Origin of the sequence: Pseudomonas sp. DCA-1, from assembly GCF_046523955.1 — a bacterium.
Taxonomy (GTDB): Bacteria; Pseudomonadota; Gammaproteobacteria; order Pseudomonadales; family Pseudomonadaceae; genus Aquipseudomonas; species Aquipseudomonas putida_Y.
This window is the reverse complement of record NZ_CP169881.1, coordinates 5,487,994-5,510,328: the sequence shown is the minus strand read 5'-3', so window position 1 is coordinate 5,510,328 and position 22,335 is coordinate 5,487,994. Positions and strand designations below refer to the sequence as shown.

Genomic DNA, 22,335 nt, shown 5'->3' with positions numbered 1-22,335 from the left:
GCGATCGCCTTGTTTGCAAGACGCGACATCAAGCCATGCGCTAAAGCGTTCGCGCGCAAATCCCACAGGACGAATTGGCCAGAAACAAACGTAGGAGCGAGCGCAGCTCGCGATGCGCCGCGCGAGCGGCGCTCGTTCTAGACACCGCCACAAAAATCAAGCCAGGAGCGCACAGGTCCGATTATTTTGGTTGTCCATGCTTGTACATACAAGTAAAGGTGTGTTTGTATATTGACCACGACATACCCGCCCGCGGACGACCGCAGAGGACCTTTCCCGTGACCGACAACAACAAATACCGTGACGTTGAAATCCGTGCCCCACGTGGCAACAAGCTGACCGCCAAAAGCTGGCTGACCGAAGCGCCACTGCGCATGCTGATGAACAACCTCGATCCACAGGTCGCGGAAAACCCGAAAGAGCTGGTGGTATATGGCGGTATCGGCCGCGCTGCGCGCAACTGGGCCTGCTACGACAAGATCGTCGAAACCCTGACCCGCCTGGAAGACGACGAAACCCTGCTGGTGCAGTCGGGCAAGCCGGTCGGTGTGTTCAAGACCCACAGCAATGCACCGCGCGTGCTGATCGCCAACTCCAACCTGGTGCCACACTGGGCCAACTGGGAACACTTCAACGAACTGGACGCCAAGGGCCTGGCCATGTATGGCCAGATGACCGCCGGCAGCTGGATCTACATCGGCAGCCAGGGCATCGTCCAGGGCACCTATGAAACCTTCGTCGAAGCCGGGCGCCAGCACTACGGCGGCAGCCTGAAAGGCAAGTGGGTGCTCACCGCTGGCTTGGGCGGCATGGGCGGCGCGCAGCCACTGGCCGCGACCCTGGCCGGGGCTTGCTCGCTGAACATCGAATGCCAGCAGAGCCGCATCGACTTCCGCCTGGAAACCCGCTACGTCGACGAGCAGGCCACTGACCTCGACGACGCCCTGGCACGCATCGCCAGGTACACCGCCGAAGGCAAGGCCATCTCCATCGCCCTGCACGGCAACGCCGCCGAAATCCTCCCAGAACTGGTCAAACGTGGCGTGCGCCCGGACATGGTCACCGACCAGACCAGCGCCCACGACCCACTCAACGGCTACCTGCCTGCCGGCTGGACCTGGGAGCAGTACCGCGACCGTGCGCAGACCGAACCGGCAGCAGTGGTCAAGGCCGCCAAACAGTCGATGGCCGTGCACGTGCAGGCCATGCTGGACTTCCAGAAGCAGGGTATCCCGACCTTCGACTACGGCAACAACATCCGCCAGATGGCCAAGGAAGAGGGCGTTGCCAATGCCTTCGACTTCCCAGGCTTCGTCCCGGCCTATATCCGCCCACTGTTCTGCCGCGGGGTTGGCCCGTTCCGCTGGGCGGCGCTGTCCGGTGACGCCGAGGACATCTACAAGACCGACGCCAAGGTCAAGGAACTGATCCCTGACGACGCCCACCTGCACCGCTGGCTGGACATGGCCCGCGAGCGCATCAGCTTCCAGGGCCTGCCGGCACGTATCTGCTGGGTGGGTCTGGGCCTTCGCGCCAAGCTGGGCCTGGCCTTCAATGAAATGGTCCGCAGCGGCGAGCTGTCGGCACCGGTGGTGATCGGCCGTGACCACCTCGATTCCGGCTCGGTATCCAGCCCGAACCGCGAAACCGAGGCCATGCGTGATGGTTCGGATGCTGTTTCCGACTGGCCGCTGCTCAACGCCCTGCTGAACACCGCAGGCGGCGCCACCTGGGTGTCGCTGCACCATGGCGGTGGCGTGGGCATGGGCTTCTCGCAGCACTCGGGCATGGTCATCGTCTGCGACGGTACCGATGAGGCCGCCGAGCGCATCGCCCGAGTACTGACCAATGACCCAGGGACAGGCGTCATGCGCCACGCCGATGCCGGTTACGACATCGCCATCGACTGCGCCAAGGAGCAGGGCCTGGACCTGCCGATGATCACTGGCTGATCGCCTCGCTTTGGACCGCACCCCACAAGGGGTGATACTGAACAACAAGAAGGAGTGCGCAGGCACCTGGATACGGGCCTGCGGCTCTACGCGATTGGAGTAGCAAAGTGACCGAACTCACCCTCAAGCCTGGCACCCTGACCCTGGCCCAGCTGCGTGCGATTCACGCCGCGCCCGTGCGCCTGCAACTGGATGCCAGCGCCGCGCCGGCCATCGACGCCAGCGTCGCCTGCGTCGAACAGATCATTGCCGAAGACCGCACTGCCTATGGCATCAACACCGGTTTCGGCCTGCTGGCCTCGACCCGCATCGCCAGCCATGACCTGGAAAACCTGCAGCGTTCGCTGGTGCTGTCCCACGCCGCCGGTATCGGCGCGCCGCTGGATGACGACCTGGTGCGGTTGATCATGGTGCTGAAGATCAACAGCCTCAGCCGTGGCTTCTCCGGCATCCGCCGCAAAGTCATCGACGCGCTGATTGCCTTGGTCAACGCCGAAGTCTACCCGCACATCCCGCTGAAAGGTTCGGTAGGTGCCTCCGGTGACCTTGCGCCGCTGGCGCATATGTCGCTGGTGCTGCTGGGCGAAGGCAAGGCTCGCTACAAGGGCCAGTGGCTGCCGGCCACCGAAGCCCTGGCGATTGCCGGCCTCGAACCGCTGACCCTGGCCGCCAAAGAAGGCCTGGCCCTGCTCAATGGGACTCAGGCTTCCACCGCCTATGCCTTGCGTGGCCTGTTCCAGGCCGAAGACCTGTATGCCGCTGCCATCGCCTGCGGCGGCCTGAGCGTCGAAGCTGCGCTGGGTTCGCGTTCGCCGTTCGATGCGCGTGTCCACGAAGTGCGTGGCCAGCGTGGCCAGATTGACACCGCGGCCTGCTTCCGCGACCTGCTGGGCGACTCCAGTGAAGTGTCGCTGTCGCACAAGAACTGCGACAAGGTCCAGGACCCGTACTCGCTGCGCTGCCAGCCGCAGGTCATGGGTGCCTGCCTGACCCAGCTGCGCCAGGCCGCCGAGGTACTGGGCATCGAAGCCAACGCCGTGTCGGACAACCCGCTGGTGTTCGCTGCCGAAGGTGATGTGATCTCCGGCGGCAATTTCCACGCCGAGCCGGTGGCCATGGCCGCCGACAACCTGGCCCTGGCCATCGCTGAAATCGGCTCGCTCAGCGAGCGCCGCATCTCGCTGATGATGGACAAACACATGTCCCAGCTGCCGCCGTTCCTGGTGGAAAACGGCGGGGTCAACTCCGGCTTCATGATCGCCCAGGTCACCGCTGCCGCCCTTGCCAGCGAAAACAAAGCCCTGTCGCACCCGCACAGCGTCGACAGCCTGCCAACTTCGGCCAACCAGGAAGACCACGTGTCGATGGCCCCGGCGGCCGGCAAGCGCCTGTGGGAAATGGCCGAAAACACCCGTGGCGTGCTGGCCATCGAATGGCTGGGCGCTTGCCAGGGCCTGGACCTGCGCAAAGGCCTTAAGACTTCGGCCAAGCTGGAGCAGGCGCGCCAGGCGCTGCGCAGCGAGGTGCCGCACTACGACCGTGACCGTTTCTTCGCGCCGGATATCGAAAAGGCCGTGGACCTGTTGGCCAAGGGTAGTCTGACCGGCTTGCTGCCGGCGGGTGTGCTGCCAAGCCTGTAATGCCCCTTGGGGCCGCTTGGCGGCCCTTCGCGGGCAAGCCCGCTCCTGCACAAATTGCGATATGCAACGCTATCCATGTAGGAGCGGGCTTGTCCGCGAATGGGCTGCGCAGCAGCCCCTCAATCTCACGACCACAAAAACAATTCAAGGACGTGACATGCAACAAGCTCAAGGTCTCAAGCGCGGGCTAAGTGCCCGCCACATCCGTTTCATGGCCCTTGGCTCCGCCATCGGCACCGGCCTTTTCTACGGCTCTGCCTCGGCCATCCAGATGGCAGGCCCGGCCGTGCTGCTGGCCTACCTGATTGGCGGCGCTGCAGTGTTCATGGTCATGCGCGCCCTTGGCGAAATGGCCGTGCACAACCCGGTGGCCGGCTCCTTCGGCCACTACGCCACGACCTACCTCGGCCCAATGGCCGGTTTCATCCTCGGCTGGACCTACGCTTTCGAGATGGTCATCGTCGCCATCGCCGACGTCACCGCGTTCGGTATCTACATGGGCTTCTGGTTCCCGGAGGTAGCCCGCTGGATCTGGGTGTTGGGCATCGTTTTCCTGATCGGCGGCCTCAACCTGTGCAACGTCAAGGTATTCGGCGAAATGGAATTCTGGCTGTCGCTGCTCAAGGTCGGCGCCATCGTGGCGATGATCCTGGCCGGCCTCGGCATCATGGCCTTCGGTTTCAGCCAGGTGGGTACCGGGCATGCCGTGGGCATGAGCAACCTGTTCGACCATGGCGGCTTCATGCCTAACGGCGTGGGTGGCTTGATCGCGTCGTTTGCCGTGGTGATGTTCGCCTTCGGCGGTATCGAGATCATCGGCGTCACTGCCGGCGAGGCAAAAGACCCGCAGCGCGTCATTCCCAAAGCGATCAACGCGGTGCCAATACGGATCCTGCTGTTCTACGTGCTCACCCTGTTCGTGCTGATGTGCCTGTACCCATGGCCGCAGATCGGTAGCCAGGGCAGCCCGTTCGTGCAGATCTTCAGCAACCTGGGCATTGGCTCTGCCGCTGCTGTGCTGAACGTCGTGGTGATTTCCGCTGCCATCTCTGCCATCAACAGCGACATCTTTGGCGCTGGCCGCATGATGTATGGCCTGGCCCAGCAAGGCCACGCCCCGCGCGGTTTCAGTAAGTTGTCGAAACATGGCGTACCGTGGATGACCGTCGTGGTGATGGGGGCTGCGCTGCTGATCGGCGTATTGCTCAACTACCTGATCCCGGAAAATGTGTTCCTGCTGATTGCCTCGATCGCCACCTTCGCCACGGTGTGGGTGTGGCTGATGATCCTGCTCACCCAGGTAGCCATGCGCCGCAGCATGAGCCGCGAGCAAGTGGCCCAGCTCAAGTTTCCGGTACCGTTCTGGCCATACGGCCCGGCCATGGCCATTGCGTTCATGGTGTTCATCTTTGGCGTGCTCGGCTACTTCCCGGACACCCAGGCGGCATTGATCGTCGGCGTGATCTGGGTGGTGTTCCTGGTGGCGTCCTACCTGCTGTGGTGCAAGCCGCGTGCAGGGCGGGGCCAGCCGGTAGCGGAGCCGGCCGAGCTGCACCGCTAGCAAAGGAGATTGTGCATGAGAACCCTCTGGCAGCATTGCCATGTTGCAACCATGGCCGACGGCCGCTACTCGGCCATCGAGGATGCGGCGATCGTCACCAGCGCCGGGCTGATCGAGTGGATAGGCCCACGCGCCGAGCTGGCGCCAGTCGAAGCTGATCGCACGGTTGACCTGGGTGGTGCCTGGGTCACCCCTGGGCTGATCGACTGCCACACCCATGCGGTGTTCGGCGGCAACCGCAGCGGCGAGTTCGAGCAGCGCCTGCAGGGCGTGAGCTATGCCGAAATCGCCGCACAGGGTGGCGGTATCGCCAGCACTGTGCGGGCTACCCGTGCGGCCAGCGAAGACGAGTTGTTCGCCAGTGCTCGCCAGCGCGTTCAGGCACTGATGCGCGATGGCGTGACCACCATCGAGGTCAAGTCCGGCTACGGCCTGGACCTGGCCAACGAGCGCAAGATGCTGCGAGTGGCCCGGCGCCTGGCTGACGAGCTGCCGCTGACGGTGCGTGCCACGTGCCTGGCAGCGCACGCTTTGCCCCCGGAGTACGCAGCCCGGGCCGATGACTACATCGCGCACATCTGTGATGAAATGTTGCCGGCCCTGGCCGCCGAAGGCCTGGTAGATGCGGTGGACGCCTTCTGCGAACACCTCGCGTTCTCGCCGGCCCAGGTCGAGCGACTGTTCATCAAGGCACGCGAACTGGGCCTGCCGGTCAAGCTGCATGCCGAACAGCTGTCATCGTTGCACGGCTCAAGCCTGGCCGCGCGTTACCAGGCTCTGTCGGCTGACCACCTGGAGTTCATGACAGAGGAAGACGCCATGGCCATGGCAAACGCCGGCACAGTCGCCGTGCTGCTGCCGGGTGCCTTCTACTTCCTGCGTGAAACCCAGCTGCCGCCAATGGATGCATTGCGCCGGCACGGGGTGAAGATTGCCCTGGCCAGCGACCTCAACCCCGGCACCTCGCCAGGGTTGTCGCTACGGTTGATGCTGAACATGGGCTGCACCTGCTTCCGCATGACGCCGGAAGAAGCCCTGGCCGGCGTTACGGTCCACGCTGCCACGGCGCTGGGCCTGGGTGACAGCCACGGCTCGCTGCAAGTGGGCAAGGTGGCCGACTTCGTCGCCTGGCAGATCGAACGCCCCGCCGACCTGGCCTACTGGCTGGGTGGCGACCTGCCCAAGCGCGTAGTGCGCATGGGCCATGAAATCTCCAACTGAGCGAGGCCCGATGGACAAGGTACTGAGTTTTCACCAAGGTCGCCTGCCGCTGCTGATCAGCATGCCGCACGCTGGCCTGCGCCTGAGCGACGCCGTGCGCGACGGCCTGGTCGACCAGGCGCAAAGCTTGCCGGACACCGACTGGCACATCCCGCAGTTGTACGACTTTGCCCGTGACATGGGCGCCAGCGTGGTGGCTGCAGAGTATTCACGCTTCGTCATCGACCTGAACCGGCCGGACGACGACAAGCCACTGTACGCCGGCGCCACCACGGGCTTGTACCCGGCGACGCTGTTCGGTGGCGAACCCCTGTTCAAGGATGGGCTGGCACCGTCTGGCGAAGAACGTAAACGCTATCTGGAGCAGATCTGGCGCCCCTATCACGCTACCATTCGTCGCGAGCTGGACCGCTTGCGAGAGCAGTTCGGTTATGCGCTGCTGTGGGATGCCCATTCGATCCGTTCGCTGATCCCGCACCTGTTCGACGGCAGGTTACCGGACTTCAACCTGGGTACTTTCAACGGCGCCAGTTGCGATCCGGCACTGGCTGAGCGGCTGCAGGGTGTGTGCGCCGGGATGCAAGGTTACAGCCATGTGCTCAACGGTCGGTTCAAAGGCGGGTACATCACCCGGCATTATGGCGACCCGGCCAACCATATCCATGCTGTGCAACTGGAGCTGGCGCAAGGCACGTATATGGAGGAAATCGAGCCATTTGCCTACCGGGAAGATCTGGCGCAACCGACACAAGCGGTATTGAGGCAGCTGCTGCAAGCGCTGCTGGCGTGGGGCGACGAGCGTTACAAGCGTTGAGTGGAGGCGGCGACGCTATCGGCGTCGCCAGGCGCCGTGGGAGGCCATTGTCGGAAATCTGCGCAATGGCCATTCGCGCCGTTCGAACGCGTCAGCAAGGACGGTGCTGAAAGCGCAATTCAGGTTTATGATGGCCCACGGCCGAATAATCCTCACACGGAGTGCGCAATGCAGACCCTCTACCCGCAGATCAAACCCTACGCCAGGCACGATCTGGCCGTGGAAGCGCCGCATGTGCTTTATGTCGACGAAAGCGGCTCGCCGGAAGGTCTGCCCGTGGTGTTTATCCACGGAGGCCCTGGCGCTGGCTGCGACGCCCAGAGCCGCTGCTACTTTGACCCCAACCTGTACCGCATCATCACCTTCGACCAGCGCGGCTGTGGCCGCTCCACGCCCCATGCGAGCCTGGAGAACAACACCACGTGGCACCTGGTCGAAGACCTGGAGCGCATTCGCGAACACCTTGGCATAGACAAGTGGGTGCTGTTTGGTGGCTCTTGGGGCTCGACCCTGGCCCTGGCCTACGCTCAGGCTCACCCAGAACGCGTGCACGGCCTGATCCTGCGCGGCATCTTCCTGTGCCGGCCGCAGGAAATCGAGTGGTTCTACCAGGAAGGCGCCAGCCGCCTGTTCCCCGACTACTGGCAGGACTACATCGCACCGATACCACCGGAGGAACGCGGCGATCTGGTCAAGGCCTTCCACAAGCGCCTGACCGGTAACGACCAGATCGCCCAGATGCACGCCGCCAAGGCGTGGTCCACCTGGGAAGGCCGTACCGCCACCCTGCGCCCCAATCCGCTGGTGGTCGACCGCTTTTCCGAACCGCAGCGGGCGCTGTCGATCGCTCGCATCGAATGCCACTACTTCATGAACAACGCCTTCCTCGAACCGGACCAGCTGATCCGTGATCTGCCCAAGATCGCCCACCTGCCGGCGGTGATCGTGCATGGGCGCTACGATGTGATCTGCCCACTGGACAACGCCTGGGCGTTGCACCAGGCCTGGCCGAACAGTGAGCTGAAAGTGATCCGTGACGCCGGTCACGCGGCTTCCGAGCCTGGCATCACCGATGCCCTGGTGCGTGCCGCCGACCAGATGGCCCGACGCCTGCTCGACCTGCCCTTGGAAGAAGCATGAAGGGCCTGTTGCAGCGCGTGCGCGGTGCGCGGGTTGAAGTGGCGGGGGAGGTGGTCGGTGCCATCGACCAGGGGTTGCTGGTGCTGGTGGCGGTCGAGCCTGACGATTCCCGCGAACAGGCCGATAAGCTGTTGCACAAGCTGCTGAACTACCGTGTGTTCAGCGACGATCAGGGCAAGATGAACCTGTCGCTCAAGGATGTCGGGGGTGGCCTGTTGCTGGTGTCACAGTTCACCTTGGCCGCCGATACCCGCAACGGCATGCGTCCGAGCTTCTCGACAGCGGCGCCACCGGCCCTCGGCGCCGAGTTGTTCGACTATCTTTTGCAGCAGGCAAAGGCTCAGCACGCCGACGTGGCCAGCGGCCGCTTCGGGGCGGATATGCAGGTGCACCTGGTCAATGATGGCCCCGTAACATTTATGTTACAAATATGAGGTCAAAAACCCCTTTGTTCACAGGAAAACAAGGGGTTTTATACGATAAATAGTTGCTCCAGCCTGATGCGTTGTCACGCAACCTGCTGGATAATCGCGCGCTGCATGGACCTGCGTTCGCAGGTCCGTTTCACTCTGACTCGAGCATTGTCTGGATCCGTTTGGGGAATCATTACGCCCTCACGGGGTCCGAACAGTGCTCGCCAACCCGGCATTTGTCGCTGGCCGTTGGTTTCATGATCTGTTTTCGGCGAGGGTTGCTCGTGATTGTTAGTCCCCAAAAAGCATCAAGAATCCCCGGCGTTCGGCTACGCAAGGCGCTGATGGCCAGTGTGGCTCTGGTTGGCCTGATGAGCGCGGGCCAGCTGTGGGCATTCAATCTTGACGATGTTGCAGCCAAGGCAAAGGATCTGGCCGGCCAGAAGTACGACGCACCCAAAAGCAACCTGCCGGCCGTGTTCCGCGACATGAAGTTTGCGGACTACCAGAAAATCCGTTTCCTGCAGGAAAAGGCCGAGTGGGCCAAGGACAAGACCCCGTTCAAACTGTCGTTCTATCATCAGGGCATGCACTTCGACACCCCGGTGAAAATCAACGAGGTCACTGCCACCAAGGTCCAGGAAATCAAGTACGACCCGGACCGCTTCGAGTTCGGTGACGTGCCGCACGACCCGGAAACCACCAAAAACCTCGGTTACGCCGGTTTCCGCGTGCTGTACCCGATCAACAAGGCCGACAAGCAGGATGAGATCATGACCCTGCTTGGCGCCAGCTATTTCCGTGTAGTCGGCAAGGGCCATGTGTACGGCCTGTCTGCCCGTGGCCTGGCCATCGACACCGCACTGCCCTCGGGCGAAGAGTTCCCGCGCTTCACCGAGTTCTGGGTTGAAAAACCCAAGCCAGCCGACAAGCACCTGGTGATCTATGCGCTGCTGGATTCGCCGCGCTCCACCGGCGCCTACAAGCTGATCCTGCGTCCGGGCAACGACACCGTGGTCGACGTGCAGTCCCGCGTGTTCCTGCGTGAGCATGTCAGCCGCTTGGGCATTGCTCCGCTGACCAGCATGTACCTGTTCGGCCCCAATCAGCCGTCCAAGGTGCTCAACTACCGCCCGGCCCTGCATGACTCCGAAGGCCTGTCGATTCACGCCGGCAATGGCGAGTGGCTGTGGCGCCCGCTGAACAACCCGAAGCACCTGGCCGTGAGTAACTTCAGCGTCGAGAACCCGCGTGGTTTCGGCCTGATGCAGCGCCAGCGCGCCTTCAGTGACTACGAAGACCTCGACGACAACTACCAGAAGCGCCCAAGCGCCTGGATCGAGCCGAAGGGTGACTGGGGCAAGGGTAGCGTCGACCTGGTCGAAATCCCGACCGCCGACGAGACCAACGACAACATCGTGGCTTTCTGGAGCCCGGAGAAGCTGCCGGAGCCCGGCAAGCCGATCGAGTACGCCTACCGCATGCATTGGACCATTGACGAGCCGCAGTTCCAGGCCCCTGACCTGGGCTGGGTCAAGCAGACCCTGCGTTCCACCGGTGACGTCAAGCAATCCAACCTGATCCGCCAGCCAGACGGCAGCGTGGCGTTTCTGGTCGACTTCGCCGGCCCGGCCCTGGCTGCCCTGCCGGAAGACACCGCGGTGCGTAGCCAGATCAGCGTGGGCGACAACGCCGAGGTGGTCGAGAACAATCTGCGCTATAACCCTGAGACCAAGGGCTGGCGCCTGACCCTGCGCCTGAAGGTAAAGGAAGCCAACAAATCGACCGAAATGCGCGCCGCACTGGTGCGTGACGTGCCGGTCGAAGCCGCCAAGCCTGCCCAGGACGCCAAGCAGGACAAGGCCGCAGCCAAGCATGCCAAGGCCGAGAAAGCCGTCAAGGCTGAGCCATCTGCCAAGGCCGAACAACCTGCCGCCGATGCGGCACCCACCAACGGGGCCCCGGCCACCACCGAGAAGGTGCTGACCGAGACCTGGACCTATCAGTTGCCTGCCGATGAGTAACTCAAGCGCAAGGCCGGAATCGCTTGGCGAGTACCTGGCCCACCTACCACTGAGCGACCAGCAGCGGGCTGAACTTGCCAGTTGCACCTCGTTCAGTGAGCTGCACCAACGCTTGGCGGCCAACCCGGCCGCCAGCTCTGCCGAGGCCGTGCAGGCCTCGGTGGGCCCGCGCCTGACCGTGGGCAGCGCCGCCGAGCTGGAAGACGCCGAAATGCTCGGCGTCGATGGCAGCGGCCGCCTGTGCCTGAAGATCGCCCCGCCGATCAAGCGCACCAAGGTTGTGCCCGAACCGTGGCGCACCAACGTGCTGATCCGCATGTGGCGGCGCATGACCGGTCGTACCAATGCCCCGCAGCCGCCCAAGCGCGAACTGCCACCGGCACGCTGGCGCACGGTCGGTTCGATCCGCCGCTATATCCTGCTGACCCTGATGATTGGCCAGACCATCGTTGCTGGCTGGTACATGAAGGGTATCCTGCCGTACCAGGGCTGGTCGTTCGTTGACCTCGACGAAATCCTCAGCCAGTCGCTGTGGGACACGGTGGTGCAGGTGTGGCCGTATGCCTTGCAGACATCCATCCTGATTCTCTTCGGCATCCTGTTCTGCTGGGTGTCGGCGGGCTTCTGGACCGCACTGATGGGCTTCCTCGAGCTGCTCACCGGGCGCGACAAATACAAGATTTCGGGCAGCAGCGCAGGCAACGAGCCAATCGCGCCCGAGGCGCGCACCGCGCTGGTGATGCCGATCTGCAACGAAGACGTGCCGCGGGTGTTCGCCGGCCTGCGCGCAACGTTCGAGTCGGTGGCCGCCAGCGGCAACCTCGACCGTTTCGACTTCTTTGTGCTCAGCGACACCAACGACACCGACATTGCCGTGGCCGAGCAACAGGCCTGGCTGGATGTGTGCCGCGAAACCAAAGGCTTTGGCCGCATCTTCTACCGCCGCCGTCGTCGCCGGGTGAAGCGCAAGAGCGGCAACCTCGACGACTTCTGCCGTCGCTGGGGTGGCGAGTACAAGTACATGGTTGTACTCGACGCCGACAGTGTCATGAGCGGCGAGTGCCTGAGCAGCCTGGTGCGCCTGATGGAAGCCAACCCGGACGCCGGCATCATCCAGACCGGGCCGAGAGCCTCGGGCATGGACACCCTGTACGCACGCATGCAGCAGTTCGCTACCCGCGTGTACGGCCCACTGTTCACTGCCGGTCTGCACTTCTGGCAGTTGGGTGAGTCGCACTACTGGGGCCACAACGCGATCATCCGCATGAAGCCGTTCATCGAGCACTGCGCCCTGGCGCCGTTGCCGGGCAAGGGCGCATTCGCCGGTGCCATCCTTTCCCACGACTTCGTCGAAGCTGCGCTGATGCGCCGTGCCGGCTGGGGCGTGTGGATTGCCTACGACTTGCCGGGCAGCTACGAAGAACTGCCGCCAAACCTGCTCGACGAGCTCAAGCGCGACCGCCGCTGGTGTCACGGCAACCTGATGAACTTCCGCCTGTTCCTGGTCAAAGGCATGCACCCGGTTCACCGTGCGGTGTTCCTCACCGGGGTGATGTCTTACCTGTCGGCGCCGCTGTGGTTCCTGTTCCTGGTGCTGTCGACCGCGTTGCTGGCGACCAACACGCTGATGGAGCCGCAGTATTTCATCGAGCCATACCAGCTTTACCCGCTGTGGCCGCAATGGCACCCGGAGAAGGCCGTAGCGCTGTTCTCCACCACCATCGTGCTGTTGTTCCTGCCCAAGCTGCTTAGCGTCATCCTGATCTGGGCCAAGGGCGCCGTCGAGTTTGGTGGGCGAGTCAAGGTTACTTTGTCGATGCTGATGGAGATGCTGTTCTCCATGTTGCTGGCACCGGTACGCATGATCTTCCACACCCGCTTCGTGCTGGCCGCGTTCCTCGGCTGGGCTGCGACCTGGAACTCGCCGCAGCGCGACGACGACTCCACGCCGTGGGGCGAAGCCGTGCGCCGGCATGGCCCGCAGACGCTGCTGGGCATTGCCTGGGCCGCACTGGTGGCGTGGTTGAACCCGAGCTTCCTGTGGTGGCTGGCGCCTATCGTCGGTTCGCTGGTGCTGTCGATCCCGGTATCGGTCATTTCCAGCCGCACCCGCCTGGGCCTGGCGGCCAAGGACGAGAAGCTGTTCCTCATCCCCGAGGAATACGCCACCCCACAAGAGCTGCTGGCGACCGACCAGTACACTCACGAAAACCGCTGGCATGCCTTGCATGATGGCTTCGTGCGGGCCGTGGTCGACCCGCGGCAGAATGCCCTGGCCTGCGCCATGGCCACTGCCCGCCATGGCCAGGCGGCACCGATTGAAGCGTTGCGTGCAGAGCGCGTTGCCAAGGCGATTGAAGTCGGGCCGAAAGGCCTGGACCTCAATACGCGCCTGGCCCTGCTCAGCGATCCGGTGGCACTGAGCCGCCTGCACGAGCAGGTGTGGGCCGAGCACAACGCGGCATGGATCGATGTGTGGCGTGCGTCGATCAACAATGACCCGCATTCGCCGCTGTTGCCGTTGCACCCGGAAAACGCAGGCCAACCGACACTCGTCGGCGCCTGATCGGGCCTGTTCGCGGCGGTTCGGCGCCCCGATGGACCCGATCCTACAGGGTAACTGACAGGTCCTCTTCGCGGGTGAACCCGCTCCTACCAGGGATACACATTCCCTTGTAGGAGCGGGTTCACCCGCGAAGCTTTTTGCCCTAGCCCCCCATTTTGGCCAACAAAGTCCCCCCGCGGCTCTAGGTCCTCGGGCCGCCATGCGTTAGCATCCCTCTCCGATACGACGCTTCGGCCAGCACGGCCGTGCCAACACAATAAGATTCGCTACTTTTATTGCTAGGGGACTTGGTGATGATCAAGAAATACCTTTCGCGACTGCTGGTCGGTGTGACCGCCCTGGTCGCCGTGACTGCGGCCCAGGCGGGCGCCATCGATGACGCGGTCAAGCGCGGCACCCTGCGGGTGGGCATGGACCCGACTTACATGCCGTTCCAGATGACCAACAAACGTGGCGAAATCATCGGCTTCGAAGTCGATATCCTCAAGGCCATGGCCAAGTCCATGGGCGTCAAGTTCGAGGCTGTGTCCACCGCCTATGACGGCATCATCCCGGCCCTGCTGACCGACAAGTTCGACATGATCGGCAGCGGCATGACCCTGACCCAGGAGCGCAACCTGCGTCTGAACTTCAGCGAACCCTTCATCGTGGTTGGTCAGACCCTGCTGATCCGCAAGGAACTGGCTGGCGAGATCAAGTCGTACAAAGACCTGAACAACGAGAAGTACCGCCTCACTTCCAAGTTGGGCACCACGGGTGAAATGGTCGCCAGGAAGCTGATCAGCAAAGCCAAGTACCACGGCTACGACAACGAACAGGAAGCGGTCATGGACGTGGTCAACGGCAAGGCTGACGCCTTTGTCTATGACGCGCCGTACAACGTGGTGGCGGTAGATAAAGCCGGCGCCGGCAAGCTGCTGTTCCTCGACGAGCCCTTCACCTACGAGCCGCTGGCCTTCGGCCTGAAGAAAGGCGACTACGACAGCATCAACTTCATCAACAACTTCCTGCACCAGATCAAGCACGACGGGACCTACGATCGTATTCACGACAAGTGGTTCAAGAACAAGGACTGGCTGAAGGAAATGGAATAAGGCCCAGGCCACAAGCCCGGCTTTATGACCCCGACGCGCAGGCAAACCCTGCGCGTTCGCATTTACGGAAGTACCCCACGTGATCAAACACAAGAAAGCCCAGTGGCCATGGCATGGGTTGACCGCCCTGGTCCTGGTGGGCCTGGCGCTCAGCCTTTACATGGCCACCTCGATGATTTCCTACGAGTGGCGCTGGAACCGCGTACCGCAGTACTTCGCCTACAAGGCCGAGGACGTACAACGCGCTGCCGGCTACGGCACTGTGCAGGAAATCGTCATCTCCGGTGACAACGCCCGCGTCACGCTGAAGGACGAAAGTGGTGCCGAGCAAGTGCTCGATGTGGCCAAGGACAGCCTGCAACTGAGCCGCGGCGACGATGTTGCCGAAGGCGACCAGATTGGCGTAACCCGTCACTGGGCCGCTGGCCCGCTGGCCTGGGGCCTGTGGACCACTTTGTGGATCTCGGTGGTGTCCGGGGCGTTGGGCCTGGTGATCGGCCTGTTCGCCGGATTGTGCCGGTTGTCCAACAACCCGACCCTGCGCGACCTGTCGACCGTCTATGTCGAACTGGTGCGCGGTACGCCGCTGCTGGTACAGATCTTCATCTTCTACTTCTTCATCGGCACCGTGCTCAACCTGTCCCGCGAGTTTGCCGGGGTGGCGGCACTGGCATTGTTCACCGGTGCTTACGTGGCTGAAATCGTCCGTGCTGGCGTGCAGTCGATCGCCAAGGGCCAGAACGAGGCTGCCCGGTCGCTGGGCCTGAACGCTGGCCAGTCGATGCGCCATGTGATTCTGCCGCAGGCGTTCAAGCGCGTGCTGCCGCCCCTGGCCGGCCAGTTCATCAGCCTGGTCAAGGACACCTCGCTGGTGTCGGTGATCGCCATCACCGAACTGACCAAGAGTGGCCGTGAGGCCATCACCACCTCGTTCTCAACCTTCGAGATCTGGTTCTGCGTAGCAGGCCTGTACCTGCTGATCAACCTGCCGCTGTCGCACATTGCCAGCCGGCTCGAGCGGAGGCTTGCGCAAAGTGATTGAAGTCCGTGACCTGCTGAAAGTCTTCGACACCCGTGGTCAGGTGGTAAGGGCTGTGGATAACGTCACCACTCAGGTCGCCAAGGGCGAAGTGGTGGTGGTGCTCGGGCCATCGGGGTCGGGCAAGTCGACGTTCCTGCGCTGCCTCAACGGCCTGGAGCATTTCGACCAAGGCCATGTGGCCATCGATGGCCTGCAACTGGCCGACCCTAAGACCGACATCAATGCCTATCGCCGCGAAGTCGGCATGGTGTTTCAGCATTTCAACCTGTTTCCGCACATGACCGTGCTGGAAAACCTGTGCCTGGCGCAGAAGGTGGTGCGCAAGCGCAACAAGGCTGACCGCGAGGCCAAGGCCCGGGCGTTGCTGGAAAAGGTCGGTATTGCGCAGAAGGCCAACGAATTCCCGTCCCGGCTTTCCGGCGGTCAGCAGCAGCGGGTAGCGATTGCCCGGGCCCTGGCCATGGACCCGAAAGTGATGCTGTTCGACGAGCCGACCTCAGCGCTCGACCCGGAAATGGTCGGTGAGGTGCTGGACGTGATGAAGACCCTGGCCCAGGAAGGTATGACCATGGTTTGCGTCACCCACGAAATGGGCTTTGCCCGTGAAGTGGCCGACCGCGTGCTGTTCTTCGATCACGGCAAACTGCTGGAAGATTCGGCCCCGGCGGCGTTCTTCGCTGCGCCGAAAGACCCGCGTGCGCAGGCATTCCTGCGCCAGGTGCTGTAACCGCGCCGGGTTCTTCGCGGGCAAGCTCGGCCCTGCATGTCCACCACTGCCTTGAAGGGGGTGCTGTACCTGTGGGCGCGGGCTTGCCCGCGAAGAGGGCGACGTGATGTCAGATGCTGAACCTCCCCACCATCCCCCGCAATTGTTGCCCCAGATGCTCCAGCTCTCCACTCGAGGCTGCCGTCTGCTCACTGGCGGCACTGGTCTGATCCGAAACATCCCGCACATTGATTACGCTTCGGTTGATCTGCTCGGCCACCACGCTCTGCTCTTCACTGGCGGTGGCGATCTGCTGGTTCATGCCCTGAATGCTCGACACCGTGTCGGTGATCTGGCTCAGCGCGTGCCCGGCCCTGCGGCTCAGCTCTACGCTCTGTTCGGTCAGGCTCTTGCTGCTGTCCAGCAAACGGGTCACTTCGTCGGTACCGTTGTGCAGGCTGTCGATCAGTTGGCCGATCTCCTCGGTCGCCGTCGACGTGCGCTGGGCCAGGCCGCGCACCTCATCGGCCACCACGGCAAAGCCACGCCCGGCTTCACCGGCCCGTGCCGCTTCGATCGCCGCGTTCAGCGCCAGCAGGTTGGTCTGTTCGGAGACCGACTTGATCACATCCAGGATGCTGCCAATCCGCTGGCTCTCGCCTGCCAAGTGCTGCATGGCCGCCAGGCAATGGTCCATCTGCCCGGCCAGTTGTTCGATACGGCCGATGGCTTCGGCTACTACCTGGTCACCCACCTGTGCCTGCTGGTCTGCGTTGGTCGCGGCCAGCGAGGCTTGTTCGGCGTTCTGTGCCACTTCCTGCACGGTGGCGCTCATCTGGTTCATGGCAGTGGCCACCTGGTCGGTTTCCTCGCGCTGCTGATTGATGCGCAACTTGGTGTCTTCGCTACAGGCCGCCAACTGCGTGGCGGCCTGTGAAAGCTGGCCGACACCCTGATCAATTCCACCGATCAGCTCGCGCAGGCTCAAGGTCATTTCGCGCATGCTGGTTTGCAACTGGCCCATTTCGTCGCGACGTTGCACGGTGTCGACCTGGCTCAGGTCACCCTTGGCGATGCGGGCAGCCACAGCCAGTGTCTGGCGCAGTGGCTGGGTGATCTGCAAGGTGATCAGCCAGGCGGCCAGCGCCCCTACCACCATTGCCAGCAGTGCCACACTGGTCAGCAGCGACCGAGCGGCCAGGGCCTCACTGTCGCGTTGTTCGACCTTGCGTTTGCCCAGTTCGAGGCTAACCGTTCGCAGCTCGTTGCCCATGTTTTCCATGTTGTTCTGCAACTGCTCGACACGTACGGCGGCGCGGCGGTACTGATCCAGGCTGGTGCGGTACTTGCTCAGCTCGACACCGGGTTGCTCACTGATGGCACGTGGCAAGCCCAACGGTGCAAGGCCTTCAAGCAGTTGCGCAAGGCTACTGTCGGCGGCGTCCAGGGCGTTATCACCGACTTTGGCAAAATCCTCGACCGGGACGAAGGTGTAGGCTGGAACCAGGCTTTGCTGGTTGGCACCTTCGACATGCCGGCTGAGGGTGTCCATCAGGCCCAGCACACCACTTTGCTGACTGTCGTCAGGCATTTTCAGCAAGGCCTGGGTCTGCAGTTCGTCAATCGCCACGCTGAGTGCTTGCTCCTGCGACTGCAGGGCTTCGCGCAGGGCTACACGGCTGGCGACGCTGCGCTGCAGTTCGCTGAAGTTGTCGCGCAGGCTCTGTAACAATGCCATTTTTTCTGTCAGCAACTGCCGTGACTCATCGACGTTGCTGCGTTGCTGCAGGGTGGTCAGCATGCTATTGAGCTGGTCGAGGATGTTGCTGATGCGCGCTCTGCTGGCATCGTCGTTGAGCACGCGGTAGGTGATGCGTTCCGCGCGCAGGTCTTTTGTCAGGTCGTTGATCAGGCCTATTTCACTGAGTTGCTGTGAGCGCACGATGGCACCATCCAGGGCACGCCAGCCGCTGATGGTGGTGGCCAGGGTGAGCAGCAGGACCACGGCGAAGCCGAGGGCCAGCTTGGCGGCGACACTGATGTTGCCGAGCTTGCGGTTGAGGGAGCCAAGCATGGGGAATCTCCGAGCGAGTGAGAGAAAGGATGCAGGCGCATGGCTGGCATCACATCTCTGCCCATCGGCAGCGGAGTTGTAGGACTTGACCTGATAATCAGGTAGGAAATTTCGCCGCTAGAAGTAGGAAACAGTTCGTCCGGTGCCGCCTCCTCGCGGGTAAAACCGCGAAGAGGCCCGACCGGGCGACCGCTAGTTCAGATCAGAGCCTGAACCGCCCAACCAACCCTTGCAAGTGGGTACCCAACCGCGCCAGTTCCACGCTGGAGCTGGCGGTCTCCTCACTCGCCGCCGAGGTCTGGTCGGAAATATCACGCACATTCATCACGCTGCGGTTGATCTCCTCGGCCACCGCCGTCTGCTCCTCGGCCGCCGTGGCAATCTGCTGGTTCATCGCCTGAATCGACGACACCGTGCGGGTGATGGTTTCCAACGAGCTGCCGGCGCGGCGGGTCAGCTCGACGCTGCTGTCGGTCAGTTGGCGGCTGTTGTCCATCACGCTGGCCACCCGTTGGGTGCCGCTTTGCAGGCCGGCAATCAACTCTTCGATCTCTTCGGTCGACTGCTGTGTGCGTTGGGCCAAGCTACGCACTTCGTCGGCAACCACGGCAAAGCCACGCCCGGCCTCACCGGCGCGGGCCGCTTCGATTGCCGCGTTGAGGGCCAACAGGTTGGTTTGCTGGGCCACCGATTTGATCACGTCGAGTACGCTGCCGATCTTGTCGCTTTCGGTCTTGAGCAGGTTCATCGCTTCGCTGGAGTTGACCACTTCGCTTGCCAGACGCTCGATCTGTGCCACCGCCTCGCCCACCACGCGATCGCCCTCGCGGGCCTGCTGGTCGGCCATCAGGGCGGCTTCCGAAGCCTGTTCGGCATTGCGTGCCACATCGTGCACGGTGGCTGTCATCTGGTTCATGGCCGTCGCCACCTGGTCGGTTTCGACCTTCTGGTTGTTGACCCCGGCGCTGGTCTGTTCTGTCACCGCCGACAGCTCCTCGGCAGCGCTGGCAATCTGCGTGACGCCGTCGCCAATGCCGCCGATCAGTTCACGCAAGCCTTGGGTCATGCGATGCATGCTGGCTTGCAATTGGCCCAGTTCGTCGCGGCGTTGCACCTGCAGGCTTTGGGTCAGGTCTCCGCTGGCCACGCGTTCTGCGGCGTGCAGGGTCTGGCGCAGAGGGATGATGATCTGCCGGGTAATGGCCCAGGCGGCCAGCAGGCCAAGGGCCAGTGCCAGCACGGTGGCGACTGTGAGCAGTGTTTTGGCCTGCGCGGCAGCAGCATTGCGCACCTCGGTTTGCGAGGTGGTCATCGTCTGGCTGGCCTGCAGCAGTACCGTGCCTTGTTCAGCCATGCTTTGCAGCGCTTGTTCACTGGCACGCAGGGCATCACCGAACTGGGTCACGGCATCGCGGTAGCCGCCCATGGCCGTGGCGGCATCATCCAGGTTGGCAGCATGTTCGGCTGGCACTTTGGCCGGCAGTGCGCGCAGCTCGGCCAAGGCCTGGTCGATGGCCTTCAGTGCCGTTTGCTGGAAATCGGCATTGCCGCTGTAGGTGTAGCCACGCACCTGGAAACGCGCTTGTTGCAGCAATGCGCTGACGTCCACCGCGTGCTGGTACTGATTGATGTCTGCACCTTGCAGCAGGCTACGTTGTACTCGGCCAATCAATTCAACGACTTTATCGGCGCTGCTACCCAGTACATCACGGCTTGCTTCGCGGCGTTGTTCGGCCTGCTTCAGCTCGTTGAATGCCTGCTGGTAGATGCGCACTGCCTCGCGCTGCTGTTCAAGGCGCTGGCGGTCGGCAGGCTGTTCGATCTGGCCAAGCATCAGTTGCACTTGGCGGTCGAGGTTGCCCAGGGCTTTTTCCAGCTCTGCCAGCGAAGCGTCGTCGCGGCGGCGATCGTAGAGCTGGCGGGCGATGCGCAGCTCCTGGGTGTATTGCTGGACGACAGAAATGTTTCCCAGTTTGTCGCCACGGTCGATGATGCTGTCCATGCCGTGCCAGCCGACCAGGGTAATAGCCAAGGTCAACAGTAGCACCAGGCCGAAACCCAGCCCCAGTTTGCGATTGACGCTCACATTGCCCAGCGATTGGGCTAACCATTGATACATGTTCGACTCCCCGGCGGCTTGGCAGCACAAATAATTGTTTTGTTGCCAAGGCCATCGGCCCGGGAGAGGGAAACTTGATGGGCAAAAAAGGGGTGTTTGTGTCAGAAAATGCGCGAAAGTAGCGCAGTGACGGCAGTCTCCACCCGCAAGATGCGATCACCCAGCTGCACCGGCGCCAGGCCTGCCTTGCCCAGCAGGTCGATTTCGTAGGGGATCCAGCCGCCCTCGGGGCCGATGGCCAGGGTAACGGCTTGTTCTACGGCGCGGGGACAGGCTGGGTAAGGGCCGGGGTGGCCGACCAGGCCCAGGGTGCCGGCGGCGATGGTGGGCAGGCGGTCTTCGACAAAAGGCTTGAAGCGCTTTTCGATGATAACCTCGGGCAGCACGGTGTCGCGCGCTTGTTCCAGGCCCAGGATCAGGTTCTCGCGAATGGTGTCGGGCTGCAGGAAGGGCGTTTGCCAGAAGCTTTTCTCGACCTTGTAGCTGTTCAGCAGGATCAGCCGCGGTACACCCAGTGTGGCCACGGTCTGAAACAGCCGTCGCAGCATTTTGGGCCGAGGCACCGCCAGCACCAGGGTCAGCGGCAGCTTGGCCGGTGGCTGCTGGTCGAAGGCCACTGCCAGCTCGGCTTCGTGTTTTTCCAGGCGCAGCACCGTGGCCTTGCCCATCAGGCCATTGATACGGCCCACGCGCAGGTTGTCACCCACCGCCACGCGGTGGATTTCCTGCATATGGGTGAAGCGCCGATCAGCAAGAACGACGCGGTTGGCCGAAACGAAGTCGGCCTCTTCAAGAAGCAACAGGTTCACGGTTGGGTCGCAGGTGGCTGGTCGTTATGGTCGTCGGCGGTTTCGTCGTGGGCGCTGCGCTTGCGGATCAGGCTGCCGCACAGCACGCCGATCTCGAACAGCAGCCACATGGGCACGGCCAGCAGGGTCTGGGAGAAGATGTCCGGTGGGGTGAGGACCATGCCGACCACGAAGCAGCCGATGATCACATAGGGGCGGGCCTTTTTCAGGTACTTCACGTCGACCACGCCGATCCACACCAGCAGCACCACCGCCACCGGGATTTCGAAGGCTACGCCGAAGGCGAAGAACAGCGTCATCACGAAGTCGAGGTAGCTTGCGATGTCGGTCATCATCGAAACGCCTTCTGGCGTGGCACTGGCGAAGAAACCGAAGATCAGCGGGAATACCAGGAAATAGGCGAAGGCCATGCCGGCATAGAACAGGAAGATGCTCGACACCAACAGTGGAATGGCGATGCGCTTTTCATGGCGGTATAGCCCTGGCGCGATAAAGCCCCAGATCTGCTGGAGGATGAACGGGATGGCCAGGAACAGCGCCACTATCATGGTCAGCTTGAACGGCGTGAGGAACGGCGAGGCCACATCGGTGGCGATCATCGTTGCATTGGCCGGCAAGTGCTCGCGCAGTGGCGCGGAAACCAGTGTGTAGATCTGCTGGGCGAAGGAGAACAGCCCGGCAAAGATCAGGAAAATGACGGCAACGCAGCGCAGCAGGCGGGTGCGCAGTTCGGTCAGGTGTGAAACCAGCGGCATTGGCTGGTCGTGTTCCGGATTCTCGCTCATGGGGCTCGCGGCGGTTGAGGCGGTTCAGACGGTGCGGCCGGGGCAGCGGGTGCTTCGACCGGCTTGGCTTCGAGCCCGGCAGGTGGCTGCACGCTGGCCGTGGTGACCGGCGGCTGCGCGGGTGGCGTCATGGGGTTGAGGATGCGCTTGGCTTCCTCTTCCATCTGCAGGATGTGCTCGTTATGCAGCTGGCGGCGGATGTCGTCGGCGCCAATTTCGCGCTCCACTTCCATCTTGATGCTGTTGAAGCTGCGCTTGAGCCGCCCGATCCACAGGCCTGCCGTGCGCGCGGCACCCGGCAGGCGCTCAGGGCCGAGCACCAGCAGGGCAACCAGGCCGACAAGCAGCAGCTCGCTGAAACTCATGCCGAACATG

General features: G+C 62.9%; 17 protein-coding genes and 2 pseudogenes. 12 read left to right on the top strand and 7 right to left on the bottom strand.

Translation table 11 applies throughout. The annotated features are described in order from the left end of the window. The first annotated feature begins 278 nt into the window (after window positions 1-278). The 12 genes from hutU (at window position 279) to ACE4QZ_RS25820 (ending at window position 16,194) form a co-directional block, all read left to right on the top strand. Window positions 279-1,952 carry a urocanate hydratase gene (hutU, locus tag ACE4QZ_RS25875; RefSeq protein WP_021783725.1) on the top strand — a complete coding sequence of 558 codons (1,674 nt, stop codon included), beginning with the start codon at window positions 279-281 and terminating at the stop codon, window positions 1,950-1,952. Between the two features lie 107 nt (window positions 1,953-2,059). Next, window positions 2,060-3,592, top strand: a complete 1,533-nt coding sequence (hutH, locus tag ACE4QZ_RS25870) for a histidine ammonia-lyase (protein WP_010955589.1) — start codon at window positions 2,060-2,062, stop codon at window positions 3,590-3,592. A gap of 157 nt (window positions 3,593-3,749) precedes the next feature. Then, a complete protein-coding gene (locus ACE4QZ_RS25865; protein WP_028697521.1) occupies window positions 3,750-5,153 on the top strand; it encodes an amino acid permease in 1,404 nt (467 codons plus the stop codon). 15 nt (window positions 5,154-5,168) lie between these two features. Continuing rightward, entirely contained in the window at window positions 5,169-6,374 is a 1,206-nt protein-coding gene (hutI, locus tag ACE4QZ_RS25860) for an imidazolonepropionase (protein WP_053870496.1), read from the top strand. A 10-nt stretch (window positions 6,375-6,384) separates the two neighbouring features. Continuing rightward, window positions 6,385-7,188 carry an N-formylglutamate deformylase gene (gene hutG / locus ACE4QZ_RS25855; RefSeq protein ID WP_028697520.1) on the top strand — a complete coding sequence of 268 codons (804 nt, stop codon included), beginning with the start codon at window positions 6,385-6,387 and terminating at the stop codon, window positions 7,186-7,188. Between the two features lie 168 nt (window positions 7,189-7,356). After that, window positions 7,357-8,328, top strand: coding sequence for a prolyl aminopeptidase (gene pip / locus ACE4QZ_RS25850; protein ID WP_021783729.1), 972 nt, complete (start codon window positions 7,357-7,359; stop codon window positions 8,326-8,328). After that, complete coding sequence (gene dtd, locus ACE4QZ_RS25845; protein ID WP_021783730.1) at window positions 8,325-8,762, top strand: D-aminoacyl-tRNA deacylase; 438 nt, start codon at window positions 8,325-8,327, stop codon at window positions 8,760-8,762. Before pip ends, dtd begins: the two co-directional genes overlap by 4 nt. Before the next feature lie 263 nt (window positions 8,763-9,025). Beyond that, window positions 9,026-10,765: a glucan biosynthesis protein G gene (locus tag ACE4QZ_RS25840; RefSeq protein WP_206539453.1), complete on the top strand. Its 1,740-nt coding sequence runs from the start codon at window positions 9,026-9,028 to the stop codon at window positions 10,763-10,765. Next, entirely contained in the window at window positions 10,758-13,331 is a 2,574-nt protein-coding gene (gene mdoH, locus ACE4QZ_RS25835; RefSeq protein WP_021783732.1) for a glucans biosynthesis glucosyltransferase MdoH, read from the top strand. The genes ACE4QZ_RS25840 and mdoH overlap by 8 nt, the downstream gene beginning before the upstream one ends. 296 nt (window positions 13,332-13,627) lie before the next feature. Continuing rightward, the gene (locus ACE4QZ_RS25830) at window positions 13,628-14,425 is read left to right on the top strand and encodes a transporter substrate-binding domain-containing protein (protein WP_033730273.1); all 798 of its coding nucleotides are present in this window, start codon (window positions 13,628-13,630) and stop codon (window positions 14,423-14,425) included. Window positions 14,426-14,504: 79 nt separating this feature from the next. Then, window positions 14,505-15,467, top strand: a complete 963-nt coding sequence (locus ACE4QZ_RS25825; protein WP_021783734.1) for an amino acid ABC transporter permease — start codon at window positions 14,505-14,507, stop codon at window positions 15,465-15,467. Continuing rightward, the gene (locus ACE4QZ_RS25820) at window positions 15,460-16,194 is read left to right on the top strand and encodes an amino acid ABC transporter ATP-binding protein (RefSeq protein ID WP_003249271.1); all 735 of its coding nucleotides are present in this window, start codon (window positions 15,460-15,462) and stop codon (window positions 16,192-16,194) included. Before ACE4QZ_RS25825 ends, ACE4QZ_RS25820 begins: the two co-directional genes overlap by 8 nt. 109 nt (window positions 16,195-16,303) lie before the next feature. On the opposite strand, the gene ACE4QZ_RS25815 is transcribed toward ACE4QZ_RS25820, so the two are convergent. The 7 genes and pseudogenes from ACE4QZ_RS25815 to tatB form a co-directional block, all read right to left on the bottom strand. Beyond that, window positions 16,304-17,008 (bottom strand): methyl-accepting chemotaxis protein, encoded by a 705-nt coding sequence (locus tag ACE4QZ_RS25815; RefSeq protein WP_373604728.1) that lies wholly within the window; start codon window positions 17,006-17,008, stop codon window positions 16,304-16,306. 198 nt (window positions 17,009-17,206) lie between these two features. After that, window positions 17,207-18,247: pseudogene (locus tag ACE4QZ_RS25810) on the bottom strand (methyl-accepting chemotaxis protein); the annotation flags it as partial. 202 nt (window positions 18,248-18,449) lie between these two features. Then, window positions 18,450-19,154: a methyl-accepting chemotaxis protein gene (locus tag ACE4QZ_RS25805; protein ID WP_373939454.1), complete on the bottom strand. Its 705-nt coding sequence runs from the start codon at window positions 19,152-19,154 to the stop codon at window positions 18,450-18,452. A 198-nt stretch (window positions 19,155-19,352) separates the two neighbouring features. Beyond that, a pseudogene (locus tag ACE4QZ_RS25800) lies at window positions 19,353-20,249 on the bottom strand (methyl-accepting chemotaxis protein); the annotation flags it as partial. 218 nt (window positions 20,250-20,467) lie between these two features. Beyond that, complete coding sequence (locus tag ACE4QZ_RS25795) at window positions 20,468-21,175, bottom strand: 16S rRNA (uracil(1498)-N(3))-methyltransferase (protein ID WP_021783737.1); 708 nt, start codon at window positions 21,173-21,175, stop codon at window positions 20,468-20,470. Beyond that, window positions 21,172-21,960 carry a twin-arginine translocase subunit TatC gene (gene tatC, locus ACE4QZ_RS25790; protein ID WP_028697516.1) on the bottom strand — a complete coding sequence of 263 codons (789 nt, stop codon included), beginning with the start codon at window positions 21,958-21,960 and terminating at the stop codon, window positions 21,172-21,174. The genes ACE4QZ_RS25795 and tatC overlap by 4 nt, the downstream gene beginning before the upstream one ends. Next, window positions 21,957-22,334, bottom strand: a complete 378-nt coding sequence (gene tatB / locus ACE4QZ_RS25785; RefSeq protein WP_010955576.1) for a Sec-independent protein translocase protein TatB — start codon at window positions 22,332-22,334, stop codon at window positions 21,957-21,959. Before tatB ends, tatC begins: the two co-directional genes overlap by 4 nt. Window position 22,335: the final 1 nt, after the last annotated feature.